General features: G+C 71.6%; 16 protein-coding genes. 12 read left to right on the top strand and 4 right to left on the bottom strand.

Annotation, left to right across the window (positions count from 1 at the left end):
• The 7 genes from CCL05_RS34165 to CCL05_RS34135 all read left to right on the top strand — a co-directional run.
• Positions 1 to 334 (top strand): MFS transporter (locus tag CCL05_RS34165; RefSeq protein ID WP_143589989.1); only part of this gene is annotated, 334 nt, incomplete at its 5' end.
• Complete coding sequence (locus CCL05_RS34160; RefSeq protein ID WP_086564530.1) at positions 285 to 1,457, top strand: acetoin utilization protein AcuC; 1,173 nt, start codon at positions 285 to 287, stop codon at positions 1,455 to 1,457. The genes CCL05_RS34165 and CCL05_RS34160, both read left to right, overlap by 50 nt.
• A 98-nt stretch (positions 1,458 to 1,555) precedes the next feature.
• Positions 1,556 to 2,371: a phosphatase gene (locus CCL05_RS34155; protein WP_086564531.1), complete on the top strand. Its 816-nt coding sequence runs from the start codon at positions 1,556 to 1,558 to the stop codon at positions 2,369 to 2,371.
• Positions 2,372 to 2,500: 129 nt separating this feature from the next.
• Entirely contained in the window at positions 2,501 to 2,713 is a 213-nt protein-coding gene (locus tag CCL05_RS34150; RefSeq protein WP_004984898.1) for a helix-turn-helix domain-containing protein, read from the top strand.
• Positions 2,714 to 2,869: 156 nt separating this feature from the next.
• Positions 2,870 to 2,968, top strand: coding sequence for a 30S ribosomal protein bS22 (locus CCL05_RS34145; RefSeq protein ID WP_003948845.1), 99 nt, complete (start codon positions 2,870 to 2,872; stop codon positions 2,966 to 2,968).
• A 203-nt stretch (positions 2,969 to 3,171) separates the two neighbouring features.
• The gene (locus CCL05_RS34140) at positions 3,172 to 4,233 is read left to right on the top strand and encodes an NAD-dependent epimerase/dehydratase family protein (RefSeq protein ID WP_086564529.1); all 1,062 of its coding nucleotides are present in this window, start codon (positions 3,172 to 3,174) and stop codon (positions 4,231 to 4,233) included.
• Between the two features lie 14 nt (positions 4,234 to 4,247).
• Positions 4,248 to 5,303, top strand: coding sequence for a lysophospholipid acyltransferase family protein (locus CCL05_RS34135; RefSeq protein ID WP_086564528.1), 1,056 nt, complete (start codon positions 4,248 to 4,250; stop codon positions 5,301 to 5,303).
• A 63-nt stretch (positions 5,304 to 5,366) separates the two neighbouring features.
• Here CCL05_RS34135 and CCL05_RS34130 read toward each other — a convergent pair whose 3' ends face one another.
• The 3 genes from CCL05_RS34130 to CCL05_RS34120 all read right to left on the bottom strand — a co-directional run bounded on the left by CCL05_RS34130 (position 5,367) and on the right by CCL05_RS34120 (position 8,894).
• Positions 5,367 to 6,605 carry a DUF5667 domain-containing protein gene (locus CCL05_RS34130; RefSeq protein WP_086564527.1) on the bottom strand — a complete coding sequence of 413 codons (1,239 nt, stop codon included), beginning with the start codon at positions 6,603 to 6,605 and terminating at the stop codon, positions 5,367 to 5,369.
• Positions 6,606 to 6,841: 236 nt separating this feature from the next.
• Positions 6,842 to 7,612, bottom strand: coding sequence for an ECF subfamily RNA polymerase sigma factor, BldN family (locus CCL05_RS34125; RefSeq protein ID WP_086564526.1), 771 nt, complete (start codon positions 7,610 to 7,612; stop codon positions 6,842 to 6,844).
• Positions 7,613 to 7,976: 364 nt separating this feature from the next.
• Positions 7,977 to 8,894: an HAD family hydrolase gene (locus CCL05_RS34120; RefSeq protein WP_082320012.1), complete on the bottom strand. Its 918-nt coding sequence runs from the start codon at positions 8,892 to 8,894 to the stop codon at positions 7,977 to 7,979.
• A gap of 128 nt (positions 8,895 to 9,022) precedes the next feature.
• On the opposite strand from CCL05_RS34120, the gene CCL05_RS34115 reads away from it, so the two are divergent.
• The 5 genes from CCL05_RS34115 (at position 9,023) to CCL05_RS34095 (ending at position 14,798) form a co-directional block, all read left to right on the top strand.
• Positions 9,023 to 9,301 (top strand): glutaredoxin family protein, encoded by a 279-nt coding sequence (locus CCL05_RS34115; protein ID WP_086564525.1) that lies wholly within the window; start codon positions 9,023 to 9,025, stop codon positions 9,299 to 9,301.
• Between the two features lie 322 nt (positions 9,302 to 9,623).
• The gene (locus tag CCL05_RS34110; RefSeq protein WP_020275182.1) at positions 9,624 to 10,388 is read left to right on the top strand and encodes a redox-sensing transcriptional repressor Rex; all 765 of its coding nucleotides are present in this window, start codon (positions 9,624 to 9,626) and stop codon (positions 10,386 to 10,388) included.
• A complete protein-coding gene (locus CCL05_RS34105) occupies positions 10,385 to 12,139 on the top strand; it encodes a glutamyl-tRNA reductase (RefSeq protein WP_086564524.1) in 1,755 nt (584 codons plus the stop codon). Before CCL05_RS34110 ends, CCL05_RS34105 begins: the two co-directional genes overlap by 4 nt.
• Positions 12,136 to 13,095 (top strand): hydroxymethylbilane synthase, encoded by a 960-nt coding sequence (gene hemC, locus CCL05_RS34100; RefSeq protein WP_086564523.1) that lies wholly within the window; start codon positions 12,136 to 12,138, stop codon positions 13,093 to 13,095. Before CCL05_RS34105 ends, hemC begins: the two co-directional genes overlap by 4 nt.
• On the top strand, positions 13,092 to 14,798 hold the full coding sequence (locus tag CCL05_RS34095; protein WP_086564522.1) for a bifunctional uroporphyrinogen-III C-methyltransferase/uroporphyrinogen-III synthase: 1,707 nt from the start codon (positions 13,092 to 13,094) through the stop codon (positions 14,796 to 14,798). Before hemC ends, CCL05_RS34095 begins: the two co-directional genes overlap by 4 nt.
• Positions 14,799 to 14,822: 24 nt before the next feature.
• Here the strand turns inward: CCL05_RS34095 and CCL05_RS34090 are convergent.
• A partial coding sequence (locus CCL05_RS34090; protein WP_086564521.1) for an FAD-binding oxidoreductase occupies positions 14,823 to 15,750 on the bottom strand: 928 nt, incomplete at its 5' end.

Genomic DNA, 15,750 nt, shown 5'->3' with positions numbered 1-15,750 from the left:
GGTGGGGATGCTCGGGTTCACGCTGCTGGGGCTGGGGTTGTGTGTGCTGGTGCCGCAGACGTTCGCGGCGGCCGGCCGGTTGTTCCCGGGGGCTTCGGACGCTGCCGTCGCGCGGCTGAATGTCTTCAACTATGTGGGGTTTTTGATCGGTTCGCCGTTGGTCGGTGCGCTCGGTGATCTGTGGAGTTACCGCGGGGCCATGCTCGTGCCGATGGTGTTGGTCCTGGTGACGCTCGTGTACGCCCGGTCGTTCGCTGCTCAACCGGACCGATACGGTGGCGGGCATGAGCGGCCGCGCACAGCTGATGTGGGACGAGGCAGTAACGGGCTATGACTTCGGTCCGGGGCATCCGATGGACCCGGTCCGGCTGGCCCTGACCCGGAGGCTGGTCGACGCCTTCGGGCTGGACCGGGAGGTGGACGTGGTCGCCGCCAAGGCGGCCGGGGAGTCGACGTTGCGGCTCGTCCACCGGGAGGACTACATCGAGGCCGTGAAGGCCGCGTCGGCGGATCCGGGGGCGGCGGACCAGTCGTACGGGCTGGGGACGATGGACGATCCGGCCTTCGCCGGGATGCACGAGGTGTCGGCGCTGATCGCGGGGCAGTCGGTGGCGGCCGCGGAGGCGGTGTGGCGCGGTGAGGCGCTGCACGCGGTGAACTTCGCGGGCGGGCTGCACCACGCGATGCCCGGCGGTGCGTCCGGGTTCTGCATCTACAACGACGCGTCGCTCGCCATCGCCCGGCTGCTGGAGCTGGGGACGGAGCGGGTGGCGTACGTCGACGTGGACGTGCATCACGGGGACGGGGTGCAGGCGGCGTTCTGGGAGGACCCGCGGGTGCTGACGATCTCGCTGCACGAACATCCCCGGACGCTGTTCCCGCAGACCGGGTGGCCGGAGGAGACGGGCGCCGACAGCGCGGAGGGGTCGGCGGTGAACGTGGCGCTGCCGGCCGGGACGGGGGACGCCGGCTGGCTGCGGGCGTTCCACGCGGTCGTGCCGGAGCTGATCGCGGACTTCCGGCCGCAGGTGCTGGTGACGCAGCACGGGGCCGACACGCACTTCGAGGATCCGCTGGCGCATCTTGCGGTGTCGCTGGACGCGCAGCGGGCGGTGCAGGTGGCCTGTCACGACCTGGCGCACGAGTACGCCGACGGGCGGTGGGTGGCGCTGGGCGGGGGCGGTTACGCCGTGGTGGACGTCGTACCGCGGTCGTGGACGCATCTGGTCGGGATCGCGGCCGGCCGGGCGGTGGCGCCCGAGGCGGTGATTCCCGAGGGTTGGCGACAGGAAGTGTTCGCCCGGACGCGGCAGTTGGCCCCGGCACGGATGACGGACGGGCGCTGGCCCGTGGCCTTCCCGGGCTGGGAGGAGGGCTACGACCCCGCGGACCGGCTGGACCAGGCCGTGCTGGCGGCCCGGCGGGCGGTGTTCCCGCTGCGGGGGCTGCTGGCCTGACCGGGGGGACCGGTGGGCTGCGGGTGCCTGGTAGGCCGACTGTGCGGTGTTCGCGCGTTCTCGGGACGCGTGGGGCCCTGGTCGCGCACGATCTGTTCGTGCTGACCCCCGAAGCCCTTCGTGCGCACCTGGTGGGTGCCCGCCTCGCCGGGACCGTGGCCACGCCTCGTGAGGAGAGCCTGCGGAGCTACCGGCTGTTCGCCGCCCGGGATCCCCGTGTGCTGCTCGGGCTCGATCCCGAAGGGGCCTGGAGCCAGCGGGATGTGATCGAGCTGATGGCGGACCGGTGTGGGGTTTCGGCCAGTTACCCTCGGACTTCCGGCCAGGACGTGATCGATCCGGAACGCACCCTGGCCGCGCTGGACGCCTTCGCGGAGCGCCTCGCCGAGGCCGCCCGACGGAGCGCACCCGTGCTCCTCGGCACCGGGCACCCCCACCGGCTGCTCGGTTTCTACGCCGCTCTGGCAGACGCGCTGTCGGCGGCGGGGTGTGCCGTTCTCACCCCGGCGCAGGGTCGCTGTGTCGACATAACGACCCGGTTCGGCCTACGCACGTACAACCTCGACTACGTACGAGGAGTCGCGCTGGTGCGGGGATCCGGCGGGGAACGCCCCGGTTGTGAGCCCGGCGCACATACGCACTCACCTCTCCCGGTTCGTACCGTGTTGGCCGCTGCCGCGGAGGCCGGCGGGCCCCTTCCCGAGCTGGTGATCGGGGACCACGGGTGGGTCTGCGGGGCTGGTCAGCTGGGGTTCGAGGCCATCGGGGCGGCCGATACGAACGACCCCGCCCCGTTCGTCGGTGAGGCGGAGGGGTCCGTCTCCGTCGTCGTTCCACTTGATGACGGCGTGCGGTCTGATTACTACCTGCCGCTTACCCGCTACGTACTCAATCGGGCGTGTCTGTCACAGTAGGCCGCCGATGGGTGCACCTCTTCCCCACTCGCATCACCCGCCCCTACATTGGGGAGTGAGCACGCAGCGACGAAGAGTCACCGGAAGGGGAAGCCGGTGGCCGTCGAGTGCGGAAGGTTCAGGTGTGTCATGGCTGCAGCTGGCGAGAGGCCTCTGAACGAGGTTCAGTTCCTTACCGTGGCGGAAGTCGCCTCGGTGATGCGAGTGTCGAAGATGACCGTGTACCGGTTGGTGCACAGCGGTCATCTGCCCGCGATCCGTGTGGGGCGGTCCTTCCGCGTCCCGGAGCAAGCGGTTCACGAGTACCTCCGCGAGAGCTATGTGGGGGTGGAAACCGCCTGACGGCTGGGGCGGGGTGATCCCTCACAGGGCACTCGGGATCACCCTGGCCTCCTCGATTACGACCTCAGCGCTCGGGCGGGTAGGCTAGCCCCTCGTAGGTCGTGTGGGCCCATGGCGCCCAAACAACCGAGTGATGAGAAGTGAGCGAGGGTAGTCGTGGGCTCTGTTATCAAGAAGCGGCGCAAGCGGATGGCCAAGAAGAAGCACCGCAAGCTGCTCAAGCGCACGCGCGTCCAGCGTCGCAACAAGAAGTAAGTTCGCGACGCGGACGCCGCGAGAGCGTTGCTGTGGCCCCCCACCCACTGGTGGGGGGCCACACGCGTTCCGGCTCCTGCGTCCGGCTGCTTGTCGTCACGTCGCGCATCGGGCGGTCATCACAGCGCAACACCGACCCGCTAAGTTGGCCCCTGGGGGGAACGCGGCGGGGCAAGAGGTTTTCTGGAAGGAAGGCGCTGATCTTGGGCAAGGTCGTGCTCGTGACCGGTGTGGCCCGCCAGCTGGGGGGCCGGTTCGTACGGCGGATCCAGCGTGACCCCGAGGTGGACCGGGTCGTCGCCGTGGACGCGGTGCCGCCCGAGCACCATCTGGGCGGCGCGGACTTCGTCCAGGCCGACATCCGGCAGCCCGGAATCGCGCGGGTGCTCGCGGAGACGGGCGCCGACACGGTCGTCCACCTGGACGTGACGGGCACGCCGCTGGGCAGCGGCAACCGGGCCTCCCTCAAGGAGACCAACGTCATCGGCACGATGCAGCTGCTCGGTGCCTGCCAGAAGTCCCCGAGCGTGCGGCGGCTGGTGGTGAAGTCCAGTACGAACGTCTACGGGTCCGCGCCCCGCGACCCGGGCGTCTTCACCGAGACGACCCCGCCCAAGTCCCTGCCCAGCGGCGGCTTCGCCAAGGACACGGTGGAGGTCGAGGGCTATGTCCGCGGCTTCGCGCGCCGCCGGCCCGACGTGGCCGTGTGCGTGCTGCGGTTCGCCAACATCCTGGGCCCGACCGCGGACACTCCGCTCGCCTCGTACTTCGCGCTGCCGGTCCTGCCGACCGTGTTCGGCTACGACCCGCGGCTTCAGTTCGTGCACGAGGACGACGTGATCGAGGTGCTGCGGATCGCCTCGCACGAGCCGCGGCGGGGCACGCTCAACAGCGGCACCTTCAACATCGCCGGCGACGGTGTGCTGCTGCTCTCGCAGTGCTCCCGGCGCCTGGGCCGCCCCACCGTGCCCCTGCTGCTCCCGGCCGTCACCTGGGCGGGCTCGCTGGTGCGTACGCTGGGTATGACGGACTTCTCGCCCGAGCAGATCAGGCTGCTCACCCACGGCCGGGTCGTGGCCACGGGGCAGATGCGCGAGACGCTGGGATTCCAGCCCAAGTACACGACCGCGGAGACGTTCGCGGACTTCGCACGCAGTCAAGGTCCCGGACTTCTTCCGCCGGAGGCCCTTGCGGGGGCCGTCGACCGGATCGCCGCGCTGCCCCTCGCGGGCGGCGGCCACCCCCCGACGCAGAGCGCCAACTGAGGAGCGCATCAACGATGGCGGATGCCAAGGTCATTCCGTTCGACGACGACCGGTCCCGCGGGGGCGCCGCGCAGCGTCCGCAGCGGCGCCGGAGTGCGGGGAACCGTCGGCCGGGCACGGAGTCCGTGCCGGTACGTGAGGTGCAGCCCCTGCCCACCAGGGCCGCTCCGCAGGATGATGTTCCTGTGACATCCGAGGAACAACCGCCGGAGGAGTCCCAGGGTGGCGAGGGCGGCCTGGAGCGGCGTATCGCGGGCGGCCTGGCCTTCCTGCGCCGCCGCCTCACCGGGGACTACGAGGTCGACGACTTCGGCTACGACGAGGAGCTCACCGACCAGGTCCTGATGTCCCTGCTGCGCCCGCTGTACGAGAAGTACTTCCGGGTCGAGGTGAAGGGCGTCGAGAACATCCCGTCCGAGGGCGGCGCCCTGATCGTCGCCAACCACTCCGGGACGCTGCCGATGGACGGCCTGATGATGCAGGTCGCCGTGCACGACAACCATCCGGCGGGCCGGCATCTGCGGCTGCTCGCGGCCGACCTGGTGTTCATGCTGCCGGTGGTCAACGAGCTGGCCCGCAAGCTCGGTCACACCCTGGCCTGTGCCGAGGACGCGTCCCGGCTGCTGGAGCAGGGCGAGCTGGTCGGGGTGATGCCGGAGGGCTTCAAGGGCCTCGGGAAGCCCTTCGCGGACCGCTACAAGCTCCAGCGCTTCGGCCGCGGCGGCTTCGTCTCGACCGCCCTGCGCGCCGGGACGCCGATCGTGCCGTGCTCGATCGTCGGGGCCGAGGAGATCTACCCGATGATCGGCAACGCCAAGACGGTCGCGCGGCTGCTGGGGTTCCCGTACTTCCCGATCACGCCGACGTTCCCATGGCTCGGGCCGCTCGGGGCGGTGCCGCTGCCGACCAAGTGGACGATCCAGTTCGGCGAGCCGATCCCCACGGACGGCTATCCGCCGGAGGCCGCCGAGGACCCGATGCTGATGTTCAACCTGACCGACCAGGTCAGGGAGCAGATCCAGCACACCCTGTACAAGCTGCTGGTGCAGCGCCGGTCGGTCTTCTTCTGAAACAGGGCCTACGACGACGGGGGCGCCCCTCGAGGAGGGGCGCCCCCACTGTCGTACCGCCGGCTAGTCGGCGTCCTCGCCGTCGATGCCCAGCCCGGGCAGGAGATCGGGCAGGAGCGGCGGGAGCGTCACGTCCGGCTGCGGGACGGGCGGGACGCCTTCCGCGGACGGCGAGGTGCTCGTGTCGCTGGACTGCCGCGGCGGGTCGAGCAGGCCGCCGGTGTTGCCGCCGAGCAGGCCGTCGCTGTCGCTGCCGGCCGAGTGGCTGGGGCTGTCGCTGCCGCTCTTGTCGGAGTGACCGCGGCCGCTGTCACTTGGCCGGGCGGTCCGGTCGGTGGCCGAGGAGCCGCTGGAGGCCGACTCGGAGGCGCGCCGCCGGCTGTTCTCGCCGCCGCCCCGGGAGGGGGGCTCGGGCAGCAGGGACCGCAGCGGGGCGACGTCCTCGTCTATGGCGTCGAACACCGACGACACCTGTTCGCTGACGTCCCCGAGCGTGACGGGGAGCTTGGCGCGCAGTTCGCCCCAGGCCTCGCGGTGGGAGCGGGAGAACGCGGACAGGGCCTGGATGGGGCCCAGGGAGTCCGGGTCGCGCTGGTACGCCTCGCTGAGCAGCCGGTGGCCTTCCGACGCGTCGTGCCGCATGCCGGACAGGGCGCGGCGGATTTCGCCCAGGGATTCGTGGTCCAGCGGGCCGCTGCGGCCCCGCTCCATCAGGCGGCGGGCTTCGCTGAGCCGGGTGGAGGCGTGGTCGAGATAGACCCGGCCGCGCTCGTCGGCACTGTCGGCGAGGCCGAGTTTGACGTCCTCGATGCCGCGCTTGAGGCCGTAGAGCGAGTCACCGGGCAGGGCGTCGTTGCTGGCGGCGGCGACTCCGCCGAAGGCGCTCGCGGCCACGCCCACGCTGAGCCCGCCCGCGGTGAGGCCCTTGGCGAGGCGGGAACGGGGCCGGAACTTCTTCAGTGAGCCCGCCCGGTGGGCGCCACGGGCCTGGGGGGAGCGCTGCTCGGGGACCGCGCCGTCCGTCGCCCCACCTCCTGCGGTGCCCTCCTGGAGCATGGCCTCGAACGCGGCCACCAGCTGGGCCCGCTGGACGACCTTGACCTCCGGGTCGAGCTCCGGTTTGGGCAGCGCGCCGAGACCGGAGGCGAGCGCCAGCAGGCGTGCCTGGTCGGTCGGCTCCGCAGCGGCCGGGGCCGGTGCCGAGCCTTCGGACTGTTCGGCCGCCGTGCCCTGCTCGGACTGCTCCTGAAGGGCCTGGGCGAAGGCGTTCGCCCGCCGGTGCGCCGATACGTTCGCGATCACTGGCGGCACCTCCTCTCGTCATGACGGTCGACTCCCCAGGGGGTCCTGAGGGTTGCACACCCTGAACGCGACCACACGATCGAGTGATCGAAGCCGGTCAGGGGGTGACCACAGGGAGCCTGCATCCCGCACAACGAGTGGCGCGGCACTTGGGTTACGGACGTCGGATGATCGAATGCCGAAGTCAACGGACCGTGACGGAACGTGAGTTGGCCGTCGCCGAGCGTACGGCCCGGTCAGCGGGCGTCTTCCGGGAGGAGCCGGGCGAGGGTGCGGACGGCCCGGTACTGGAGGGTCTTGATGGCGCCCTCGTTCTTGCCCATGACACGGGCCGTCTCCGCGACGGAGAGGCCCTGGAGGAAGCGGAGTGTCACGCACTCCTGCTGCTGGGGGTTGAGCCGCCGCACGGCGTCGAGCAGGGCGGCGTTGGAGAGGGACTCCAGGACGGAGTCCTCGGGGGAGCGCTCGACCTCGTTGGCGTCGAGCATCTCGCCGGTGGTGACCTCGAGGCGGAAGCGGCTGGACTTGAAGTGGTCCGCGACGAGGTTGCGGGCGATGGTGACCAGCCAGGCGCCGAAGTCGCGGCCCTGCCAGGTGAACGTGCCGATGCGGCGCAGGGCGCGCAGAAAGGTCTCGCTGGTGAGGTCCTCGGCGGTCGCCTTTCCCCCGACCCGGTAGTAGATGTACCGGTAGACGGTGTCGCTGTATTGGTCGTAGAGGCGGCCGAAGGCGTCGGCCTCGCCGGCCTGGGCGCGCTCCACGAGGTCCATCATGCGGGCGCTGTCGCTGTCCGCCGCCGGCCGTCGGGCGGTGGCCGCGCCGGACGGGCGCCCTCGTCTGCCGACCGCGGCGCTGCCGTCGGCCAGTGCATAGCACGGGCCTAGGGGCGCGGCGGTGGCGAATGCGGGGCCGGCGTACGCGGTGGGGACGAAGCCGCGCAACAGGTCGAGGACCGTTGCGCGCAGCGTAGCCAGGCCCGAGGCGTCAACCCCGACGTGTGGGTACACGGGACTCCCAGAGGCAGAGCTTCCATCACGTGCAGTGCGGGACCTTTCACCCGTCGTAGCGACGGAGGGGTACCGGTTTGCGTCTGAGGAGAATAACGCTTCGTGTAGGCCCTGCTACACCGAGTTGCTCAAATCGCCGATTACGTCGCTTCCGTAACCGATTGACGCCGCATCAAGTGCCAGAGTGTGAACGGTTGTTGATCGGAAGGGTTCGGATTGAGGCGGGGTCCAGGGCGTGTTGTGGCCGTGTCCAGCCAAGAGGACTGGATGCGAGGTTGTGGGGGTACGCCAGTTGGATTTACGGGGCTTGTCATCCCGTAGACGAAGGTGTCCCGGATTGATCGGTCGTCGGCCCGGTCGGTCGTCAGCGACGGCGGCGGTGCAGGGCGATCGCCGCCGCCGTGCCGCCGGCCACCGCGCCCACGCCGGCCGCGGCCGGGATGCCGACCTTGGCCGCCTTGCGGCCGGTGCGGTAGTCGCGCAAGCGCCAGTCCAGGTCGCGGGCGTGCTTGCGCAGCTTGGAGTCCGGGTTGATGGCGTAGGGGTGGCCGACCAGGGACAGCATCGGGATGTCGTTGTGCGAGTCGCTGTAGGCGGCGCAGCGGCTCAGGTCCAGGCCCTCGGCCGCGGCCAGCGCGCGGACCGCCTCGGCCTTGGCCGGGCCGTGCAGCGGCTCGCCGACCAGCTTGCCCGTGTAGACGCCGTCGACCGACTCGGCGACCGTGCCCAGGGCGCCGGTCAGACCCAGGCGGCGGGCGATGACCTGGGCGATCTCGACGGGGGCCGCCGTGACGAGCCAGACCTTCTGGCCGGCGTCCAGGTGGGCCTGGGCCAGGGCGCGGGTGCCGGGCCAGATGCGCTCGGCCATGTACTCGTCGTAGATCTCCTCGCCGATCGACTGGAGCTCGGCGACGCGGTGGCCCTTGACGATGGACAGGGCCGAGTCGCGGGCCTCCTGCATGTGTTCGGGGTCCTCGACCCCAGCCAGCCGGAACCAGGCCTGCTGCCAGGCGAACCGGGCGAGCTCGCGTGTCTCGAAGAACTTCCGCTTGTACAGGCCCCGCCCGAAGTGGAAGAGGGCGGCGCCCTGCATGACGGTGTTGTCCAGGTCGAAGAAGGCGGCGGCCCGGTCGTCGCCGTGGACCGGGAACTGCGGTTCCTCGGTCGTGCCGGCGGCCTCCTGTGAGGACTTGCGGGCAGCCTCCGCCGAGGCCTCGCCTGCCAAAACGCTCCGCGCCGTGGCGGAGCGCCTACGGGGAGTGAGCCATCCGAGAGCGGCCATGGCGTGAGCATAGCCAGTTTGTTCGGGGGTTCCGGAGTCCTGAGGTTCGGAGCCTGTGAACTCTCGGCAAGCGTGTGGTTAAAGCGGGCGTTCGGCGGCAGGTTCCCCTCGTGTCGGGGCGCGCGACAATGGCCGACATGAGTCCCCTCTTTCGTCGCAGGCCCCCTCGGGACCGGCTCGTCACCCTGATCCGCAAGCCGGGCTGTCATCTGTGTGATGACGCACAGGTCGTCGTGGAGAAGGTGTGCAGTGATCTGGGAGTCCCCTGGGAGCAGAAGGACATCACCGAGGACCGCGCACTGCACGACCAGTACTGGGAGCAGATCCCGGTCGTGCTGGTCGACGGCAGGCAGCACACGTTCTGGCGCGTGAACGAGGACCGCCTGCGCAAGGCGCTGACCGGCTGATCCCGCTGTTCCCGCCCGGTGCCGCAACTGACCGAGCAGTCCAAAGGGCCTGTCAGGTCGCTTAGGATCGACGGTGGCTGGTCTCGGGGGCGGGATACACAGAGGAGAGTGTGCGGTTTTGCCCCCAGAAGCAAAGGAACGGTGGCGCGTATGCGCCGGTTCCCCGCGAGTGCGCCGGGGGCGCGTGACCCCGGTCACGTTGGCCGGGCAAATCGGACACCATCTTTGTGCACGCGTTCACAAAGACATAGCCTGCTTTCGACGGGGCGGTCATGTAGGGACGTATGACCGCCTACAGCCCCGCTCTACCCGCAGGAGCACCGTGGCAACTGGCCGAACTCACCGACCGGCGACCCGCAGCCGAGGGATTCCCGAGGCCACCGTCGCCCGGCTTCCGCTGTACCTCCGCGCCCTGACCGCGCTGTCGGAGCGCTCGGTGCCCACGGTCTCCTCCGAGGAGCTCGCGGCCGCGGCGGGGGTCAACTCCGCGAAGCTGCGCAAGGACTTCTCCTACCTCGGCTCCTACGGGACCCGGGGCGTCGGCTACGACGTCGAGTATCTCGTCTACCAGATCTCCCGCGAGCTGGGCCTCACCCAGGACTGGCCGGTCGTGATCGTCGGTATCGGTAACCTCGGCGCCGCCCTCGCCAACTACGGCGGGTTCGCCTCCCGCGGCTTCCGGGTCGCCGCGCTGATCGACGCCGACCCGGCCATGGCGGGCAAGCCCGTCGCCGGGATCCCCGTGCAGCACTCCGACGACCTGGAGAAGATCATCCAGGACAACGGCGTGTCGATCGGTGTCATCGCGACCCCCGCCGGTGCCGCCCAGGCGGTCTGCGACCGGCTCGTGGCCGCCGGTGTCACCTCCATCCTGAACTTCGCGCCGACCGTGCTGTCCGTCCCCGACGGCGTCGACGTGCGCAAGGTCGACCTCTCCATCGAGCTTCAGATCCTCGCCTTCCACGAGCAGCGCAAGGCCGGCGAGGAGGCCGCCGCATCCGACGGCGGTGTCCCGGCCGCCGCCGCGCGCAGCGACTCCGCCGACCAGGGACCCGACGGGGACATGCCCGCCGTGATGCCGGCATGAGCCTCCTCGTCGTCGGACTCAGCCACCGCAGCGCCCCGGTCAGCGTCCTGGAGCGGGCCTCGCTCAACGCGGACGCGCAGGTCAAGCTGCTCCAGGACACGGTCGCCACCGAACCGGCCGGCGAGGCCGCGGTGCTCGCCACCTGCAACCGCATCGAGCTCTACGCCGACGTGGACAAGTTCCACGCCGGTGTCGCCGAGCTGTCCACGCTGCTCGCCCAGCACAGCGGGGTCGGCCTGGAGGAGCTCACTCCCTATCTCTACGTGCACTACGAGGACCGGGCCGTCCACCATCTGTTCTCGGTGGCCTGCGGGCTGGACTCGATGGTCGTCGGCGAGGGGCAGATCCTCGGCCAGATCAAGGACTCCCTGGCCCGCGCCCAGGAGCTGAACTCCGCGGGCCGGCTGCTGAACGACCTGTTCCAGCAGGCCCTGAGGGTCGGCAAGCGCGCCCACTCCGAGACCGGCATCGACCGCGCCGGCCAGTCCCTGGTCACCTTCGGCCTGGAGCAGCTGGCCGCGGGCGGCGAGGTGCAGACCTGGGCCCGGGGCAAGAAGGCCCTGGTCATCGGCGCCGGGTCGATGTCCTCGCTGGCCGCCGCGACACTCGCACGGGCCGGGGTCGCCGAGGTCGTCGTCGCCAACCGCACCTTCGACCGCGCCGAGCGCCTCGCCCAGATCCTGACCGAGGGCGACGACACGGACGTGCTGGCCCGCGCGGTCCCGATGGAGTCGGTGCCGTTCGAGCTGACACGTGCCGACGTCGCCGTCTCCTGCACCGGCGCGACGGGCCTGGTCCTGACGGCCGAGTCGGTCGCCGCCGCGGTCGAGGGCCGTACGGCCGCGCCGGCGGACGTGGCCGACGGATCGCCCGCCCCGGACGGTGAGCCGGGCCGGACCGCGGCCCCGGGCGCCGGGCGGGGCGCCCCGGCGGCCACCGGGCTCGGCGGCGAGGACGGCTGCCCGCTGGACCTGCCCGCGGTGCAGGGCACCGCCGGATTCTCCGTGCTGGGCGAGGCGGCCGTGGCCGGTATGGCCGCCGCCGACCTGGAACAGCACGCGGCGTGGGTGGACAACGGCACGGTGGGCGGTGCCCAGCGCGCGGCCCGGCCGGGGACGTCCGGCCCGCTCGACCCCGCCCCGGACGCCGACGCCATCGCCGCGCTCGCCGCGACCGTGGCCACCGTCGGCCGCATCCCCGAGCGGCGCCGGCCCGAGCCGGCCGACGAGCCGCCGCGGCCCGAGCCCGTGCTCTTCCTGCTCGACCTGGCGATGCCGCGGGACATAGACGCCGCCGCACACCGGCTCACCGGGGTGCGGCTGGTGGACATCGAATCGCTGGCGGAAGCATCCGCGGGCGCTCCGATGGCTGCCGATGTGGACCAGGTCCGGCGTGTCGTCTCCGACGAGGTCGCGGCCTTCGGGGCAGCACTGCGGGCCGCGCACATCACGCCGACCGTGGTCGCCCTGCGCACCATGGCCGCCGATGTCGTGGCCAGCGAGATCGCCCGCCTGGACGGACGGCTGCCCGGCCTCGACGACAAGCACCGCGCGGAGATCACCCAGACCGTGCGGCGCGTGGTGGACAAGCTGCTGCACGCGCCGACCGTACGGGTCAAGCAACTCGCGGCCGAGCCCGGCGGCGCCGGGTACGCGGACGCGCTGCGGACCCTGTTCGACCTCGACCCCGAGGCGGTTGCCGCCGTCTCCCGGGCCGAGGACAGCACAGAGAAAGACCGAGGGCCGGCATGAACGAAAAGGCACTACGGCTCGGCACCCGGCGGAGCAGGCTCGCCATGGCCCAGTCCGGGCAGGTGGCCGAGGCCGTGAGCCGGGTGACGGGGCGGCCCGTCGAGCTCGTCGAGATCACCACGTACGGCGACGTCTCGCGCGAGCAGCTCGCCCAGATCGGCGGCACGGGCGTGTTCGTCACCGCCCTGCGCGACGCGCTGCTCAAGGGCGAGGTCGACTTCGCGGTGCACTCGCTGAAGGACCTGCCGACCACGCAGCCCGAGGAGCTGGTCGTGGCCGCCGTCCCCGTGCGGGAGGACCCGCGGGACGTGATCGTCGCCCGGGACGCGCTGAAGTTCACCGACCTGCCGAGCGGAGCCCGCATCGGTACCGGTTCGCCGCGCCGCATGGCCCAGCTCAACGCGTACGCGCGCAGCCACGGCCTGGACATAGCGACCGTCCCGATCCGCGGCAACGTCGACACCCGGATCGGATACGTACGCTCCGGTGAGCTCGACGCGGTCGTACTGGCCGCCGCCGGACTCAACCGGATCGGCCGGGGCGACGAGGTGACCGACTTCCTGTCGGTCGACACGGTTTTGCCCGCCCCCGGCCAGGGGGCCCTGGCGATCGAGTGCACCGCGGGCAACGCGGACCTCGTCGCCGCGCTCGCCGCACTCGACGACCCGTTCACGCGGATCGCCGTAACGGCCGAGCGGTCACTGCTCGCCGCCCTGGAGGCCGGTTGCAGCGCCCCTGTGGGCGCGCTGGCCGACCTTCTGGCCGACGGGCAGATTGTCAAGGAAATGCGCCTGCGCGGCGTCGTCGGCACGACCGACGGCACGCGCATGGTGCAGCTGTCCACCACCGGTCCCGTGCCCGAGACGCACGACCGGGCAATGGCGCTCGGTCGCGAACTCGCGGCCGAGATGCTCGCCCAGGGCGCGGCCGGTCTGATGGGGGAGCGAGCACATTGAGCCCCACCACCCTTTCCGCCGGTCCTGAACACGGGCACGTCACCTTCCTGGGTGCCGGACCCGGAGATCCGGGACTACTGACTCTGCGCGCCGTCGAGGCGCTGGCGCACGCGGACGTCCTCGTCGCCGAGCACGAAGTGCTCGACGTCGTACGTCAGCACGCCAGGCAGGGCGTCTCCGAAGTGCACACGGACTCGGATCCTTCCCAGGATCCGGCTCCGGGCACAGGAGCGCCCCAGCTGACGGTTGTTGACGGTACGTCAACCGCCGCAGCCACCCCCGCGGTGCGGGATGCCGCACATCTTGTCATGGAGGCCGCGCGGGGCGGCAGGCGGGTCGTGCGTGCGGTGTCCGGGGACCCGGGCCTCGACACGTACGCCGCCGAGGAGATGCTGGCGTGCGCCGCCGCCGGGGTGCCCTTCGAGGTCGTCCCCGGTATCGCGAGTGCCGTCGGTGTGCCCGCGTACGCCGGTGTGCCGCTGCGGGACGCGCAGGGCGCGGACGTGCGGTTCGTCGACGCGCGCACGGCGTCGGACCGGTGCTGGACGGAGGTGGGGGCGTCGGACGGCACGGTCGTCGTGTCCACCACGCTGGACTCCGTCGCGGCGGCGGCCGGCGAGCTCGTCTCCGCGGGCCGCAAGCCGGACACCCCGATGACGGTCACCGTCGCCGGTACGACCACCCGGCAGCGCACCTGGACCGCCACGCTCGGCACGATCGCGCAGACGCTGAAGCAGGCCAAGGTGCTGCCCTCGCCCGAGGGCGGCCGGCCGGTGATAGCCGTGGTCGGTGAGCGTTCCGCCGCCGCCCAGCGCGACCAGCTCGCGTGGTTCGAGTCCAAGCCGCTGTTCGGCTGGAAGGTGCTCGTGCCGCGCACCAAGGAGCAGGCGGCGTCGCTCTCCGACCAGCTGCGGTCGTACGGGGCCGTGCCGCACGAGGTGCCGACCATCGCCGTCGAGCCGCCGCGCACGCCCCAGCAGATGGAACGCGCGGTCAAGGGGCTCGTGACGGGCCGCTACGAGTGGATCGCCTTCACCTCGGTGAACGCGGTCAAGGCCGTGCGGGAGAAGTTCGAGGAGTACGGGCTCGACGCGCGTGCCTTCGCGGGCATCAAGGTCGCGGCCGTCGGCGAGCAGACGGCGAACGCGCTGATCGCCTTCGGCGTGAAGCCGGACCTGGTGCCGAGCGGCGAGCAGTCGGCCGCCGGGCTGCTGGAGGACTGGCCGCCCTACGACCCGGTCTTCGACCCGATCGACCGGGTGTTCCTGCCGCGGGCCGACATCGCCACGGAGACGCTGGTCGCCGGGCTGATCGAGCTGGGCTGGGAGGTCGACGACGTCACGGCCTACCGGACCGTGCGGGCCTCGCCCCCGCCGGCGGAGACGCGCGAGGCGATCAAGGGCGGCGGGTTCGACGCCGTGCTGTTCACGTCGTCGTCCACCGTGCGGAACCTGGTCGGTATCGCCGGCAAGCCGCACAACGTGACCGTGATCGCGTGTATCGGCCCCGCCACCGCCAAGACGGCCGAGGAGCACGGGCTCCGGGTGGACGTCATGGCTCCGGAGCCGTCCGTGCACAAGCTGGCGGAGGCCCTGGCCGACTTCGGCGCGAAGCGCAGAGCCGCCGCGGTGGAGGCCGGTGATCCGGTGACGCGGCCGAGTGAGCGGCGGCCGGGGGCTCGGCGGCGGCGGTCGACGACGTAAGGGCTTGAGTGTTGCTCGCTGCGGCTACGCGGGAGTCACCGCGTGGCCGTAGCGGAGCAGGTTGGACGGGTCGTAGGTGGCCTTGTCCTGGCGTAGCCGTGCGTAGACCTCCGGGGTCCAGGCGCGGGCGCGGTCCTGTTCGTCGCCCGGGGTGCCGTGGATGTTGACCATGGTGCGGCCCGTGCCGTAGGGGGCCATGGCCGTGTAGAGCTGTTGCGTCGCCTGCTCGATGGCCTCGGCGGCGGGTGGCGCGGCCATGATGCCGACCGAGTCGATGAAGTACAGGGCGTCGCGGGAGCACACGGCGTCCTCGATGGCGGACGGGCGGGACAGCGCGCCGCCCATGTGGCGTATCTCGACCATCAGCAGGGGGTGGCCGGCGCCGGCCGCGGGACCGGCCTGCTCCAGGAACGTTCCGATGGCGGCGGGGGTCAGGTCGCGCAGGAGCAGGCACGACTCCCTCGCGGGGAGCGGGTCCTGGGGTTCGATGTGGATGCGGTCCAGGGCCGCGTGGTCCATCACCTCAACCGTGTCGACGGCCACGGGGGCGGCTTCGCGCAGCGGTGCGATCAGTGCCTCGCCCTCGGCCGGGAGGCCGGGCCAGGCGATCGCCACCCGGGCCCAGAAGCCTCCGCGCAGCGGCTCCGGGATCTGCGGGATGGGCGGCAGGCGGAGGATGGTGAACGCGCTGCACATCTGGTCCGGGACGGTGCGGGTCCAGTCCGCCCAGGCCTGGAGCAGGGCCTCGGTGTCCTCGCCCCGGCAGTAGATGCCGCCGCCGTAGATGCGGGGGAGGGGGAGCAGCTCGGTGACCAGCGAGGTGACGACGCCTACGGTGCCCTTGCCGCCGCGCAGGGCCCAGAACAGTTCCGGTTCGAGCTGGGGGTCCGTTTCGCGCAGCCGGCCGTCCGGGGTGACGACCTGGAAGGAGCGGACCAGGTCGGCGGCGTAG

Origin of the sequence: Streptomyces africanus (genome assembly GCF_002150735.1) — a bacterium.
GTDB lineage: Bacteria > Actinomycetota > Actinomycetes > Streptomycetales > Streptomycetaceae > Streptomyces > Streptomyces africanus.
Note: the sequence above shows the minus strand (reverse complement) of the source record. Positions and strands in the feature narration are given on the sequence as shown.